The sequence below is a fragment of the Sphaerisporangium cinnabarinum genome, assembly GCF_055567015.1.
Map to the genome: position 1 here is coordinate 225351 of NZ_JBVHRG010000003.1, position 13963 is coordinate 239313.

The 13963-nt window shown below is 74.1% G+C and carries 12 protein-coding genes; 5 read left to right on the forward strand and 7 right to left on the reverse strand.

Annotation, left to right across the window (positions count from 1 at the left end; genetic code table 11):
* Positions 1-288: 288 nt before the first annotated feature.
* The 4 genes from ACZ4MO_RS06630 to cydC are packed head-to-tail and all read left to right on the forward strand — an operon-like array spanning position 289 to position 6582.
* Positions 289-1803 (forward strand): cytochrome ubiquinol oxidase subunit I, encoded by a 1515-nt coding sequence (locus ACZ4MO_RS06630; protein WP_043659283.1) that lies wholly within the window; start codon positions 289-291, stop codon positions 1801-1803.
* Positions 1804-1844: 41 nt separating this feature from the next.
* A complete protein-coding gene (gene cydB / locus ACZ4MO_RS06635; protein ID WP_085387659.1) occupies positions 1845-2957 on the forward strand; it encodes a cytochrome d ubiquinol oxidase subunit II in 1113 nt (370 codons plus the stop codon).
* On the forward strand, positions 2954-4738 hold the full coding sequence (cydD, locus tag ACZ4MO_RS06640; protein ID WP_175008305.1) for a thiol reductant ABC exporter subunit CydD: 1785 nt from the start codon (positions 2954-2956) through the stop codon (positions 4736-4738). The genes cydB and cydD overlap by 4 nt, the downstream gene beginning before the upstream one ends.
* A complete protein-coding gene (cydC, locus tag ACZ4MO_RS06645; protein ID WP_175008304.1) occupies positions 4735-6582 on the forward strand; it encodes a thiol reductant ABC exporter subunit CydC in 1848 nt (615 codons plus the stop codon). Before cydD ends, cydC begins: the two co-directional genes overlap by 4 nt.
* Positions 6583-6591: 9 nt before the next feature.
* Here cydC and ACZ4MO_RS06650 read toward each other — a convergent pair whose 3' ends face one another.
* From ACZ4MO_RS06650 to gadC, 3 genes are read right to left on the reverse strand one after another with little or no spacing between them, the layout of a single operon-like run.
* Positions 6592-7995: a M20/M25/M40 family metallo-hydrolase gene (locus ACZ4MO_RS06650; protein ID WP_175008303.1), complete on the reverse strand. Its 1404-nt coding sequence runs from the start codon at positions 7993-7995 to the stop codon at positions 6592-6594.
* Positions 7992-8525, reverse strand: coding sequence for a hypothetical protein (locus ACZ4MO_RS06655; RefSeq protein ID WP_175008302.1), 534 nt, complete (start codon positions 8523-8525; stop codon positions 7992-7994). Before ACZ4MO_RS06655 ends, ACZ4MO_RS06650 begins: the two co-directional genes overlap by 4 nt.
* Complete coding sequence (gadC, locus tag ACZ4MO_RS06660; protein WP_175008301.1) at positions 8522-10009, reverse strand: glutamate/gamma-aminobutyrate antiporter GadC; 1488 nt, start codon at positions 10007-10009, stop codon at positions 8522-8524. Before gadC ends, ACZ4MO_RS06655 begins: the two co-directional genes overlap by 4 nt.
* A gap of 296 nt (positions 10010-10305) precedes the next feature.
* Here gadC and ACZ4MO_RS06665 point away from each other — a divergent pair, with 296 nt between their 5' ends.
* Positions 10306-11247 (forward strand): NAD(P)-dependent oxidoreductase, encoded by a 942-nt coding sequence (locus ACZ4MO_RS06665; RefSeq protein ID WP_175008300.1) that lies wholly within the window; start codon positions 10306-10308, stop codon positions 11245-11247.
* A 78-nt stretch (positions 11248-11325) separates the two neighbouring features.
* On the opposite strand, the gene mutM is transcribed toward ACZ4MO_RS06665, so the two are convergent.
* Genes mutM through ACZ4MO_RS06685 form a run of 4 tightly spaced genes read right to left on the reverse strand, consistent with a single transcriptional unit; the run spans position 11326 to position 13877 of the window.
* Positions 11326-12270, reverse strand: coding sequence for a bifunctional DNA-formamidopyrimidine glycosylase/DNA-(apurinic or apyrimidinic site) lyase (gene mutM / locus ACZ4MO_RS06670; RefSeq protein WP_175008299.1), 945 nt, complete (start codon positions 12268-12270; stop codon positions 11326-11328).
* On the reverse strand, positions 12263-13036 hold the full coding sequence (rnc, locus tag ACZ4MO_RS06675) for a ribonuclease III (RefSeq protein WP_255437073.1): 774 nt from the start codon (positions 13034-13036) through the stop codon (positions 12263-12265). The genes mutM and rnc overlap by 8 nt, the downstream gene beginning before the upstream one ends.
* A 5-nt stretch (positions 13037-13041) precedes the next feature.
* Positions 13042-13236, reverse strand: a complete 195-nt coding sequence (rpmF, locus tag ACZ4MO_RS06680) for a 50S ribosomal protein L32 (protein WP_021482203.1) — start codon at positions 13234-13236, stop codon at positions 13042-13044.
* A 2-nt stretch (positions 13237-13238) separates the two neighbouring features.
* Complete coding sequence (locus ACZ4MO_RS06685) at positions 13239-13877, reverse strand: YceD family protein (RefSeq protein WP_499278651.1); 639 nt, start codon at positions 13875-13877, stop codon at positions 13239-13241.
* Positions 13878-13963: the final 86 nt, after the last annotated feature.

Sequence of the window (13963 nt, forward strand, 5' to 3'; positions counted from 1 at the left end):
CCCTCCCGGCTCCGCCCAGTATCGCACAGGGGTACGGACGAACCCGGGCGACACGCACCGCGCCCCGGGCCGCCGGTCCCGTCGGCCCGGGACCAACGTCCCGGGACCTTGTGAACATAGTCACAAGCGGCGTGTTTTCAGCACTCAGCGTCATTTCCGCGCCTGCCGATGCGGCAGATTGGAACTACCGTCGGAGGAGACGGCCGGTCGCCCGACCGCCTGCTCCGACAACACTCCCCAGACTCCGTTGTCCTTCCCCGACCCGGTCGGGCCCCCCGAGGAGCGCACGTGGATGCCCTAGCCCTGGCGCGGTGGCAGTTCGCCATCACGACCGTCTACCACTTCATCTTCGTCCCGCTGACGATCGGCCTGTCGCCCCTCGTCGCGATCATGCAGACGGCGTGGGTCCGCACCGGCAACGAGCGGTGGCTGCGCCTGACGAAGTTCTTCGGCAAGCTGCTGCTCATCAACTTCGCGCTCGGCGTGGTGACCGGCATCGTGCAGGAGTTCCAGTTCGGCATGAACTGGAGCGAGTACTCGCGCTTCGTCGGCGACGTGTTCGGCGCCCCGCTCGCCATGGAGGCGCTCGCCGCGTTCTTCATCGAGTCGACGTTCCTCGGCCTGTGGATCTTCGGGTGGGACCGTCTCAACAAGAAGGTGCACCTCGCGTGCATCTGGGCCGTCGCGATCGCGACCAACCTCTCCGCGTTCTTCATCCTCGCCGCGAACTCGTGGATGCAGCACCCGGTGGGCGCGATCTACAACCCCGAGACGGGACGCGCCGAGATGAACGACATCGGCGCCGTCCTCACGAACAACACCCTCTGGGCCGCGTTCCCGCACCAGATCACGGCCACCTTCCTCACGGCCGGCACGTTCGTCACGGGCATCGCCGCCTGGTGGATGGTCCGCCTCGTGCGCACCCGCAAGGCGGAGAACGTCGAGCTCGCGCGCGACGTCTACCGCCCGGCCGTCACCCTCGGCGTCGTCGCCATGCTCGTCGGCGGGCTCGGGGTCGCCGTCTCCGGCGACATCCAGGGCAAGATCATGTACGAGCAGCAGCCCGGCAAGATGTCGTCGGCCGAGGCGCTGTGCCAGGGCTCGGAAGGTGCCGCGTTCTCCATCCTCACGATCGGCGACCTGTCGAACTCGTGCGAGAACGTCACGCACCTCATCGAGATCCCCGGCCTCGCGTCGTACCTCGGCACGGGCCACTTCTCCGGACCGGAGTCCTACCTGCCCGGCGTCGAGGACGTCCAGGAGCAGATGACCGAGCGCTACGGCGACGTCACCGCGTCCGGCGACCCCGTCACGTACACGCCGAACCTCGCGATGACCTACTGGTCCTTCCGGCTCATGATCGGCATGGCGGCCGGCTCCGTGCTCCTCGCGCTCATGGCGCTGTGGCTCACCCGCAAGGGCCGGGTCACGGACAACAAGTGGTTCGCACGCGTCGGCCTCATCGCCATCCCCATGCCGTTCCTCGCGAACTCGTTCGGCTGGATCTTCACCGAGATGGGCCGCCAGCCCTGGGTCGTCGCGCCGAACCCGACGGGCATCGACCAGATCCGGCTGCTCACGGAGCGAGGCGTCTCCACCGTGGTGAGCCCGGGCGTCGTGCTCACGTCGATGATCGTCTTCACGCTCGTCTACGGGGCGCTGGCCGCGGTCTGGTTCACGCTCATGCGGCGCTACGCGATCGAGGGCGTCCCGCTCACGGTCCGCGACGAGTCCCCGGAGGCGCAGGAGCCGCCGGACGAGGGCTCCGAGGCCGCCGACCGTCCGCTGTCCTTCGCGTACTGACCCGACGCGCCTGAACCCGCCCAGAAAACTCAGGAGACATCGTGGATCTCGCCGTCGTCTGGTTCGTGCTCATCGCGGTCCTGTGGACCGGCTACCTCGTGCTCGAGGGCTTCGACTTCGGGGTCGGCATGCTGCTGTCGATCCTCCCCCGCGGTGACAAGGAGCACCGCGAGAAGGAGCGTCGCGTCCTCATCAACACCATCGGCCCCGTCTGGGACGGGAACGAGGTGTGGCTGCTCACCGCGGGCGGCGCGACGTTCGCCGCCTTCCCCGAGTGGTACGCGACCCTCTTCTCCGGCTTCTACCTGCCGCTCCTGCTCATCCTCGTCGCGCTCATCGTGCGTGGCGTCGCGTTCGAGTACCGCGGCAAGATCCGCGACGAGGGCTGGGCGCGCCGCTGCGACGTCGCGATCCAGGTCGGGTCGTGGGTCCCGGCCGTGCTGTGGGGCGTCGCGTTCGCCAACCTCGTGCGCGGCGTGCAGCTCGACGCCGACCACCAGTTCGTCGGCGGCTTCTTCTCGCTCCTGTCGCCGTTCGCGCTCCTCGGCGGTCTCGTCACGCTGAGCCTGTTCCTGCTGCACGGCTCGGTCTTCGTCGCGCTCAAGACCGACGGCGAGATCCGCGCCCGCGCCCGTCAGCACGCCTCGGTCTTCGGTGTGGCCGCGCTCGTGCTCGCCGGCGGCTGGGCCGTCTGGGCCCAGGTCGCGTACTCGGTGCCCTGGACGTGGGCCGCCGTCGTGCTCGCCGCCGCCGGGCTCGTGACGACGCTCCTCGCGAACCGCAAGGGCTCCGAGGGACGCGCGTTCACGGCGTCGGCCCTGACGATCGTCGCCGCCGTCGTGCTGATCTTCGGCTCGATGTACCCCGACGTGATGCCCGCCGTCGACCCGGCGAACTCGCTGACGGTCCACAACGCGTCGTCGACCGACTACACGCTCACCGTGATGACGTGGGTCGCCGTGATCCTCACTCCGCTCGTCATCGCCTACCAGTCGTGGACGTACTGGGTGTTCCGCCGCCGCCTGTCGACGAAGGACATCCCCGCGCCCGCGGGCCTGTCGCTCAAGAAGGTCCGCGAAGCGGCGTTCGGCGGGGCGTCCTCGGGCGGCTCGACCGGCCGCGGCCTGACCGACGGCGGAGGCTCCGGCTCGTGAAGCCGCTCGACCCGCGGCTCCTGCGCCACGCGCGGGCCGCGCGGGGGTACGTCGTCCTGACGGCGGTGCTCGGGTTCGCCACGGCGGCCCTGGTCGTCGCCCAGGCCCTCGTCCTCGCGTCGGTCCTCGCGCCGGCCGTCCAGGGGACGGCCGACCTGGCCGACCTGGGGCCGCGGGTCGGGCTGCTCGCCGCCGTCGTCGCCGCGCGCGCCGGCACCTCGTGGGCGCAGGAGCGCTTCGCGCTGCGTGCCGCGACGCGTACCGTCGCCGAGCTGCGCGAGCAGGTCGTCACGCACGCCGTGGCGCTCGGCCCGCGCTGGCTCGCGTCGGGACGCGGCCCCGAGGTCGCGACGCTCGCGACCCGCGGGCTCGACCAGCTCGAGCCCTACATGGTGCGGTACCTGCCCCAGCTCCTGCTCGCCGCCACGGTCACGCCCGCGACGCTCGCCGTCGTGCTGGGCCTGGACTGGGTCTCGGCCGTGATCATCGCCGTGACCATCCCGCTCGTCCCGATCTTCATGACGCTCGTCGGGCGCCTCACCGCGGGGACGTCGGAGCGGCGCCTCGTCGTCATGCAGCGGCTCGGCGCGCAGGTGCTCGACCTGCTCGCCGGCCTGCCGACGCTCCTCGCGTTCGGCCGCGCCCGCGGCCCCGAGCGGCGCGTGCGCGCGCTCGGCGAGGCCAACCGTCGCGCCACGATGGGCACGCTGCGCGTCGCGTTCCTCTCCGGCATGGTGCTCGAGCTCCTCACGACCCTGTCCGTGGCCGTCGTGGCCGTGGGCGTGGGCCTGCGACTCGTGCACGGCGGAATGGAGCTCGAGCCGGCGCTCGCGGTGCTCGTGCTCGCGCCCGAGGTCTACCTCCCGCTGCGCCAGGTCGGCCTGCACTTCCACGCCTCGACCGACGGCATCGCCGCGGCCGAGCAGGCCTTCGCCGTCCTCGACGAGGACGCGCCCGCGCGAGGCACCGCGTCGGCACCCGCGCTCGCCGGGACGACGCTCGCCCTGCGCGGCGTGAGCGTGCGGGCCGGGGAGCGCGACGTGCTCGCGCCCGCCGACCTCGACCTCGAGCTCCGGCTCGGGACGTCGTCGGGCCGCGTCGTGGCCCTCACCGGGCCGAGCGGCGCGGGCAAGACCACGACGGCGATGGTCCTGCTCGGTCTCGTGCGGCCCGACCGCGGCACCGCGACCCTCACCGCGCCGGACGGCGCCCGGCTCGACCTGGCCGACGTCGACCCCGAGACGTACTGGCCCCAGGTCGCGTGGCTCCCCCAGCGCCCCGTGCTCGCGCCGGGACGGCTGCGCGACGTCGTCGCCGGCGGCCTGGACGTCACCGACGCCGACCTCGACCGCGCGGCGCGCACCGCCGGCCTCGACACGGTGCTCGACACGCTGCCCGCAGGCTGGGACACCGAGGTCGGGCGCGGCGGCGTCGGGCTGAGCGTGGGCCAGCGCCAGCGCGTCGCGCTCGCCGCGGCGCTGCTCGGCGACCCCGCGCGCGTCCCGCTCGTCGTGCTCGACGAGCCGACGGCGCACCTGGACGCACGGGGCGAGCAGGTCGTGCTCGACGCCGTGCGCGCGTTCCGCGACCAGGGGCGCACCGTCGTCGTGGTCGCGCACCGCGCCTCGCTCGTGCGCGCCGCGGACGACGTCGTCGAGGTCCGCTCCGCTCCGCTCGACCCGCCCCCGGCGGGCACCGACGACGCCCCGGCCGATGCCGTCGACTCCGCCGTGGCGGTCGGCTCCCCCACCTCCACGACCCCCGAGGGGAGCGTCCCGTGACCGGACCTCGTGCCCGCGTCGCCGCCGACCCGCTGTGGCGGGCGGTCGGGCTGCTCGACGTGCGCTGGCGCCGCGTCGTGTGGGCGGTCGTGCTCGGCACGCTCTCGCTCGGGAGCGCCGTCGGTCTCGCCGCCGCCGCGGCGTGGCTCATCGCGCGCGCCTCGCAGATGCCACCGGTCCTCACGCTGTCCGTCGCCGTCGTGGGCGTGCGCGCGTTCGGTATCTCGCGCGGCGTCTTCCGGTACCTGGAGCGACTCGCCTCGCACGACGTCGCGCTGCGCGGCATGGCGTCCCTGCGCGCCAACCTCTACACCGCGCTCGCGCAGGGCTCGCCCGCCGCGCTCGTCGGGCTGCGGCGCGGTGACCTGCTGGCGCGCGTCGGCGCGGACGTCGACGCGGTCGGCGACGTCGTCGTGCGTGCGTTCGTGCCCGCCGGGGTCGCGCTCGCCGTGTCGGTCGGGTCCGTCGTGCTCGTGGGCGCGTTCCTGCCCGCGGCCGGGGTCGCGCTCGCGCTGTGCCTGCTGCTCGCCGCCGTCGTCGCGCCGTGGCTCTCCGCCCGGTCGGCGCGCGAGGTCGAGGCGCGCGGCGCCACGACGCGCGCGGCGATGACCGCCACCACGCTGGAGATTCTCGAGGAGTCCGGGCCGCTCGCCGTGTCCGGGCGCCTCGGCACGCGCCTCGACGACCTGCGCGCGACCGACCGGGCGCTGGCCCGCGTGACCGACGACGGCGCCCGCCCCGCGGGGGTCGCGGCCGGGATCGCCGCGCTCGCCGTCGGCCTCGCGGTGCTCGCGTCGCTCCTGCTCGGCATCCCGGCCGTCACCGCCGGCACGCTCGCGCCCGTCGAGCTGTCGGTCATCGTCTTCACGCCCCTCGCCGTGTTCGAGGCGGCGAACACGCTGCCCGCCGCGGCCGTCCAGCTCCACCGCTCGCGGCAGGCCGCCGCGCGCGTGGTCGGCCTCCTCGACGCGCCCGCGACCGTGCCCGGCCGGACCGCGTCCCCGGCGCACGGTGTCGGCGAGGGCGACGACGACGGCGACGGCGACGCCCCGGGCCGGGCCCGGGACCCGCGCACGTCGCTCGTGCTCGACGACGTCGCGGCCGGCTGGCCGGGCACGGGACGCACCGTCGTCGAGGGCGTGGACCTCACGCTGGCGCCGGGGCGCGCGGTCGCCGTCGTCGGGCCGTCGGGCGTCGGCAAGACGACGCTGCTCGCGACCGCCGCCGGGCTCGTCCCGGAGGTCGCGGGGCGCGTGCTCCTCGACGGCGCCCCGACGGCCGACCTGCCGCGCGAGGACGCGGCGCACGGCGTCGTGCTCGTCGCGGAGGACGGGCACGTGTTCGACACGACCGTGCTGGAGAACCTGCGCGTCGCGCGCGGCGACGTCACGACCGAGGAAGCCGAGGCCGCGCTGCGGGCCGTGGGGCTCGACCCGTGGCTCGCCGCGCTGCCGGACGGCCTGGAGACGCTGCTCGGCCCGGACGCGACCACGGTCTCGGGCGGCGAGCGCCGCCGTCTGCTCGTCGCCCGCGCGCTCCTGTCCCCCGCGCCGCTGCTGCTGCTGGACGAGCCCGTGGAGCACCTCGACGCCGCCGGCGCCGACGCGCTCGTGCGGCACCTCGTCGCGACGACGCGCGCCGCGCAGGACCGGCGCGGCGTCGTCCTCGCGACGCACCGGCTGAGCGCGCTCGAGGCGGTCGACGAGGTGCTGCTGCTCGGCGTCCCCGACGGCGCGCCGGACGGCGCGCCCGCACGCGTCGTCGCGCGCGGGACGCACGCCGAGCTGCTCGCGCTCCCCGTCTACCGCTGGGCGCTCGACCAGGAGGCCCCCGCGGTGCGGTGATCCCGCAGGTCAGCCCTCGCCGAGGCGCGCGAGGAACAGCGCCTCGCCGACCGCGAGGTTCTCGATCTCGCTGGGCGCGACCGACTCGTTCGGCGCGTGGATGAGGCACGCGGGCTCCTCGACGCCGAGGAGCACGATCTCCGCGTCCGGGTACTGGCCCGCGAGCACGTTGCACAGCGGGATCGAGCCGCCCTGGCCCGCCGTGACCGTCTCGCGCCCGTACGCGTCCGCGAGCGCCCTCGTGAGCGTGTCGAACACGTGCCCGCTCGTGCGGGCCGCGAACGGCTGCCCGACGGCGTCGCGCTCGACCCGCACCCGGACCCCCCAGGGAGCGTGGGCCGCGAGGTGCGCGACCAGCCTGTCCTGCAGCTCCTGGGCGTCTGCACCGGGCGGCACGCGCAGGTTGAGGCGGGCGGACGCGCGCGGCTGGATCGCGGCCGCCGAGCCGACGACGCTCGGGGCGTCGATCCCGAGGATCGTCACGACGGGCCGCGCCCACAACCGGTCGGCGACGCTGCCGGTCCCGACGAGCCCGACGCCGTCGAGCACGCCCGCGTCGCGACGGAACTGGTCCTCGTCGTACGCGACGCCGTCCCACGTGCCGTGCGCGACGGCGGGCGGCACGCCGTCGATGGTCGTGTCGCCGTGCTCGTCGCGCAGGCTCGCGAGGATCGCGACGAGGGCCGCGAGCGCATCGGGGGCGGCGCCGCCGAACATGCCGGAGTGGATCTCGCCCTCGAGCGCCTCGACGTGCACGACGACGTTCGCCGCGCCCCGCAGGGTCACGGTGAGCGTCGGGAGGCCGAGCTCGGCGTTGCCGGTGTCCTGGACCAGCATCGCGTCGGCCGCGAGCGCCCCGGGGTTCGCCTCGACCCACCGGTCGAGGCCGCCCGTCCCCTGCTCCTCGGAACCCTCGACGACGAGCCGGACCCCGACGGGGAGGTCGTCGCCACCGAGGGCGCGCAGGGCCCGCAGCGCGGTGAGGTGGGTGACGACGTTCCCCTTGCAGTCCGCGGCGCCGCGGCCGTAGAGGCGGCCGCCGCGCTCGGTGAGCTCGAAGGGCGGGCTCGTCCACGCGGCGTCGTCGAGGGGCGGCTGGACGTCGTAGTGCGCGTAGAGCAGGACGGTGGGTGCGCCGTCGGGCGCGGGACGGTGGCCCAGGACGACCTGCGACCCGTCGGGCGTGACCTCCAGGCGCGTGTCGATCCCCTCGGCGCGGAACGCGTCGGCCACCCACCGCGCGGCGCGCTCGCACTCGGCGCGGGGGTAGAGGCGCTCGTCGGCGACGGACGGGATGGCGACGAGCGTGCGCAGGTCGTCGAGCGCGCGCGGCAGGAGGCCCTGCACGGCGGCGCGCACCTCCTCGACGTGCCCGGTGGCGTCGGGTCGTGCTCCGGTGCTCGGCTGGCTCACGCGTCCTCCTCGGTCGTGGTCGCGGTGGTGGGGTCGGTGCCCTCGCTGCCCTGCTCGGTGGTGCGGCCGGGGTCGAGGTCGAGCGAGTCCACGTAGGCGTCGAACGCGTCGAGCTGGTCGGGGCAGTAGACCTCGATGACGAGCCGGTCGCCGGCGAGGCGGCGCTCGTCGAGCACGGAGGGCCGCAGACCCGGGCCGGCGGCCCCGTTCGCCGCGCCGAGGTTCGCCGTCGCCTCGACGAGCGCGGCCGGGTCGGCGCAGAAGCCGCCGCCGTCGTCGCCGAGGACGTCGGCGATCGTCTCCTCGCTGAAGGCGGTGATCCCGATCGCGGCGAACCGCTCGTGCAGCTCCGCGGCCTTCTGCTCGGCCTCGCGCGCGTCGCGGTTGGACCGCACGTTGTCGAAGACGATCAGCATGACTGCGCCGAGAGCGACGAGGAGCAGCGCGACGGCGGTGTACGTGACCCACCGCTTCGACGAGACCGGCTCGGGCTCGTGCTCGGGGACGTGGGCGGGCCGGGTCGTGGTCATGCCGCCTCCCCCTCCCCCGCCTCGTCCGCGGCCGCGATCGCGGCCGCCTCGGGGTCCCGCCACGACGGCTTGCGCAGCAGGTAGAAGAGCGCGGGGACGAGCAGCCCGATGATCCCCAGGCCGCCGCCCACGATGAGCACGTACACGCCGACGTTGCCGCTGGAGAACTGGGCGGGCGGCACGAACCCGATGATCATCGCCGCCACCGACGCGCAGAACCCGACGACGCACAGGAGCGTCAGCGCGGGCGCGCGGTAGCCGCGGGGGTGGTCGGGCGCACGACGGCGCAGCCGCACCGCCGCGACGAACAGCAGCAGGTACATGACGAGGTACACCTGCGTCGTGATGACGGACAGGATCCAGTACGCGCTCGAGACGTTCGGGATGAACGCGTAGAGGAGTGCGATACCGGTCGTGATGACACCCTGCGTGACGAGGATGTTCTGCTGGACGCCGTGCTTGTTGAGCCGCTGCAGGAACGGCGGGAGGTAGCCCTCCTCGCGCGCGACGGTGAGCAGTCCCTTCGACGGCCCGGCGAGCCACGTGAGCATGCCGCCGAGCGACGCCGCGATGAGCATGAGACCGAGGACCGGCGTCAGCCAGCTCACGCCGAAGTTGGCGAAGAACGCGTCGAAGGCCTGCATGACGCCGGCGGTGAGGCTGAGCTGGTCGGCGGGGATCACCCAGCTGATCGCGACGGCCGGGAGGATGAAGATCACGAGCACGAGCCCGATCGCGAGGAACATCGACCGCGGGAACTCCGTCGCCGGCCTGCGCAGGGTCGTCACGTGCACCGCGTTCATCTCCATGCCCGCGTACGACAGGAAGTTGTTGACGATGAGCACGAGGGACGCGAGCCCGGTCCAGGCCGGCAGCAGGTGCTGCGCGTCCATGGGCGCGGCCGACGGGTTGCCCTGGGCGAGGAAGACGATGCCGAGCACGACGAGGATCGCCGCCGGGACGAGCGTCCCGATGACGAGACCCCAGCTCGACAGCCCCGCGACCGTCTTGGTGCCCTGGGACGAGAGCCACACGCCCGTCCAGAAGAGCACGACGATGACGATCGCCACGTAGAGCCCGTTGCTCGCCAGGCTGGGGTCGATGACGTAGGCGAACGTGCTCGCGACGTACCCGAGCAGGCTCGGGTAGTAGAAGATCGTCATCGCGAACTGGCACCAGATCGCGAGGAACCCGAGCGGCTTCGAGACGCCGTCCGCGACCCAGCGGTACACGCCGCCGGACCACCCCGACGCGAGCTCGGCGGACACGAGCGACGTCGGGAGCAGGAACACGAGCGCCGGGACCACGTAGAGGAACACGGCCGCGAGGCCGTAGACCGCCATGGTCGGCGCCGCGCGCAGGCTCGCGACCGACGACGTGATCATGAACGCGAGCGTGAGCCACGTGATGTAGTTCTTCGGTGTCCGTGCCGTGATCGCCGCGCGCACGTCAGCGTGCGTCGGCGCGCCGGTGGACGAGCCCATCCCCACCCCCGAAGCCGTGACCCCCGCCGGGGCCGACCGGGACGGCGCGCGGCCGGCGCGTCGTCGGAACACCGCGAACATATCGCCGCGGGGCAGGTCGCGCCTGGGGAGTGGTCCGGCCCCTGCCGGGGGCGCGGACCGGAGCTGCACGGGCGCGGGGTCGGCGCCGGGCAGGCAGCGGGCCGGCGGCGGGCCGGCACGGGGCCACCACGAACGCGGTGATACGTTCGCGAGGCGGCCCGCCCGCGCAGCGCCGGGGCCGTGACCACACCACGGACCACCCCCTGGGAGCAGCGTTGAAGATCCTCGTGCCCGGCACCATCGCCCTCGACGTGCACGCCGGACCGGACGACGAGGTCGTCGTGTACGACGCCGCGGCCCCGTTCCGCCCCGAGGACGCCGACGCCGAGGTGCTCGTGGTGTGGGGCGCCTCCCCGGAGAACCTGGCCGACGCCGCGGCGCGGCTCACGCGCCTGCGCTGGGTCCAGACGCTCGCCGCCGGCCCCGACGCCGTGCTCGCGGCCGGGTTCGGACCCGACGTGACGATCACGTCGGGCCGGTCCCTGCACGACGGCCCCGTCGCCGAGCACGCGCTCGCGCTGGTCCTCGCGGCCGTGCGCCGGCTCGACGTGCTCGGGGCGGCGCAGCGCGAGCACCGGTGGGACACCGCGGTGAACCGGGCGCAGGCGGACCCGGTGACGGCCGCGCGCTACACGCTCGACGGCGCGCGCGTGACCGTGTGGGGCTTCGGCTCGATCGCGGCCCGGCTCGCGCCGCTGCTCGCGGCGCTCGGCGCGGACGTGACGGGCGTCGCGAGCCGCCGGGGCGAGCGCCACGGCTTCCCCGTCGTGACCGACGACGACCTCCCCGACGTGCTCGCCTCGACCGACGTGCTCGTCTCGCTCCTGCCCGCCCTCGGCACGACGCGGCACGCGTTCGACGCCGCGCGGATCGACCAGCTCCCCGACCACGCGGTCTTCGTCAACGTGGGCCGCGGCGCCACGGTCGACGAGGGCGCGCTCGTCGCCGCGCTGCACGACGGTCGGCTCGGCGGCGCCGCGCTCGACGTCACCGAGTCCGAGCCCCTGCCCGCGGAGTCGCTCCTGTGGGACGCGCCGCGCCTGATCCTCACGCCGCACGTCGCGGGCAACCGGCCGCAGCGCGCGTCGGAGCTGGTGAACGCCAACCTCGACGCGCTGCGCGGGGGCCGCGAGCTCCGCAACGTCGTCCCCCGCTAAGTGCACGAAAGAGTCGCGTCCGGGTCGACCGGACGCGACTCTCTCCTGCACTCAGCGTCGGGGGCGCTGTCGGGGGGCTTACCAGCGGCCGTTGCGGGGGCGGGGCTGGCAGCGCGGGCACGTGTACGACGAGCGGTTCATGAACTCGTCGCGCCTCACGGGTGTTCCGCACCGGGGGCACGGCTCGCCCTCCTGCCCGTACACCGCGAGCGACCGCGAGAAGTAGCCCGACTGCCCGTTCACGTTGACGTAGAGGGCGTCGAAGCTCGTGCCACCCTGCGCCAGGGCCTCCGTCATGACCTCGGCCGCCGCGTCGAGCAGGCGGTGGGCCTCGGGACGGCGCAGCGTGTCCGTCGCGCGGGCGTAGTGCAGCCGGGCGCGCCACAGCGCCTCGTCCGCGTAGATGTTGCCGACGCCGGACACGACGGTCTGGTCGAGCAGCGCGCGCTTGACGCCCGTCCGACGACGCCGGATCGCGTCCACCACGTCGTCGCGCCGCAGCGACGGGTCGAGCAGGTCCCGGCCGATGTGCGCGACCGGAGACGGGACCGCGGCGAGGTCGGACCCGAGGCCGCCGGGGGCGCCGTCGGGCGTCGGGACGAGGTCCTGGACGGACAGGTGCCCGAACGTGCGCTGGTCGACGAAGTCGAGCGCCTGCGCGCCGTACGCGGTGCGGTCGTCGTGCTCGAGCACCACGCGCACCCGCAGGTGCGGCGAGCGGTCGGCGAGCGCGACGCCCGAGCGGACGAGGAGCTGGCCCGACATCCCGAGGTGGGCCAGCAGGGCGGCGGCGGGGCCGTCGTCGGACCCGGCAGCGGGTTCGAGCGGGAGCCAGAGGAACTTGCCGCGCCGCACCGCGGCGCCGAACCGCTGACCGAGCAGCTCGTCGCGGAAGCCCGCCGGCCCGCCGTCGTGTCGCCGCACGCTGTAGTCCCGGAGCACCTCCACGTCGACGACGCGAGCGCCCACGACGTGGCGGGCGAGACCGTCGCGGACGGTCTCGACCTCGGGCAGCTCAGGCACCGGCGTCCTCGGTCGCGACCGGCGAGGCCGGGGCTGCGTCCCCGTCCTCGCTCCCCTTCTCGCGCTCGCGCTCGGCCTGCTCCGTCGCCAGCGCGCGGTACGCGCGCTCCGCGGCCTCCTGCTCGGCGTACTTCTTCGCCGTCCCGCTGCCCGTGCCGTAGAGGCGGCCGTCGAGGTGCACGTACGACGTGAAGACCCGCGCGTGGTCCGGCCCGACGGCGTCGCTCGAGTACGAGGGCGCGCTCAGCCCGGCCGCGGCCGCGGCCTCCTGGAGCGACGTCTTCCAGTCGAGCCCGGCACCGAGACCGGCCGCCGCCGAGAGCGTCGGCTCGACGAGCTCGAGCACGAGCCCGCGGGCCGGCTCCAGACCGTGGCTCAGGTAGACCGCGCCGATGATCGCCTCGACCGTGTCGGAGAGGATCGAGTCCTTGTCGTTGCCGCGCGTGCGGATCTCGCCCTTGCCGAGCAGCACGTACTGCCCCAGGCCGAGCCGGCGCGCGATCGCGGCGAGCGACTTCTGCGAGACGGTCGCGGCCCGCATCTTGGCGAGCTCGCCCTCGGACAGGTCGGGGTGGCGGCGGTAGAGGGTCTCCGTGACGACCAGGCCCAGGACGGTGTCACCGAGGAACTCGAGACGCTCGTTCGTGGGGATGCCGCCGTTCTCGTGCGCGAACGACCGGTGCGTGAGCGCAAGCACGAGAAGCTCGGGGTCCAGATGGACCCCGAGCTTCTCGAGAAGACCGGATGCCGGTGCAGCCGGTGCCACGCGCCTCAGCCTGCGTGCTCGGTGCGCAGCGCCTCGGCGTACTGGCGGCCCTTGTAGGTACCGCACGTCGGGCACGCCGCGTGCGACAGCTTGTCGCCCTTGCACTGCGGGCAGGTCGTGAGGTTCGCGGCGGTCGTCTTCCACTGCGAACGACGCGCACGGGTGTTGCTGCGCGACATCTTGCGCTTCGGAACAGCCACGGCTAGCTCTCTTTCGTCTCGTCGGACACGTTCGAGGTGTCGAACATGCTCTCCAGCGCCGACCACCGAGGGTCGACAAGTTCGTGGGTGTGGCCCGGGTCGTCCGCCAGGCGCGCACCGCACTCGGAGCACAGCCCCGGGCAGTCCGCTCGGCACACCGGACTGAATGGTAGTGCAGTGACGACCGAATCCCGTAGCGCGGGCTCGATGTCCGCGAGGTCGCCGTCCAGCTCGTAGACGTCCTCGGCGTCCTCCAGGTCGTCGCCCGACTCCTGGGCGGCCTTGGCGCGCTCCGGGTAGGCGAACAGCTCGCCGAGCTCGACCGAGACGTCCTCGTGCACCGTGTCGAGGCAGCGCACGCACTCCCCGACCGCGTGGCCCGTCACCGTCCCGGAGACGAGCACGCCCTCCATGACGGCCTCGAGACGCAGGTCGAGCTCGAGCTCGCTGCCCTCGGGGATGCCGATGACGGCGGTCCCGAGGTCGGCCGGCGCGGGGACGGTCCGACGGACCGTCAGCATGCTCCCGGGTCGCCGACCGAGCTCGTGCGTGTCGAGCACGAGCGGCGACGTCTTCTCGGCGGTGATGGTGCGCTCCAGGATCGGAGCCCGCAGGCGTGGGTGCCCGCGGACGGTGGTCAACGATGGTCGGGGGCCGGCGACCGCTCGACGGCGGGTGCCAGGCACGGGTCGACGCGTGACGCGACGAGCCCAAACATCGATCTTAC

Bases quoted from the DNA above. Each gene is read 5' to 3' on its own strand.
- ACZ4MO_RS06655 (WP_175008302.1), bottom strand. From the start codon at position 8,525: ATGACCACGACCCGGCCCGCCCACGTCCCCGAGCACGAGCCCGAGCCG.
- gadC (WP_175008301.1), bottom strand. From the start codon at position 10,009: ATGGGCTCGTCCACCGGCGCGCCGACGCACGCTGACGTGCGCGCGGCG.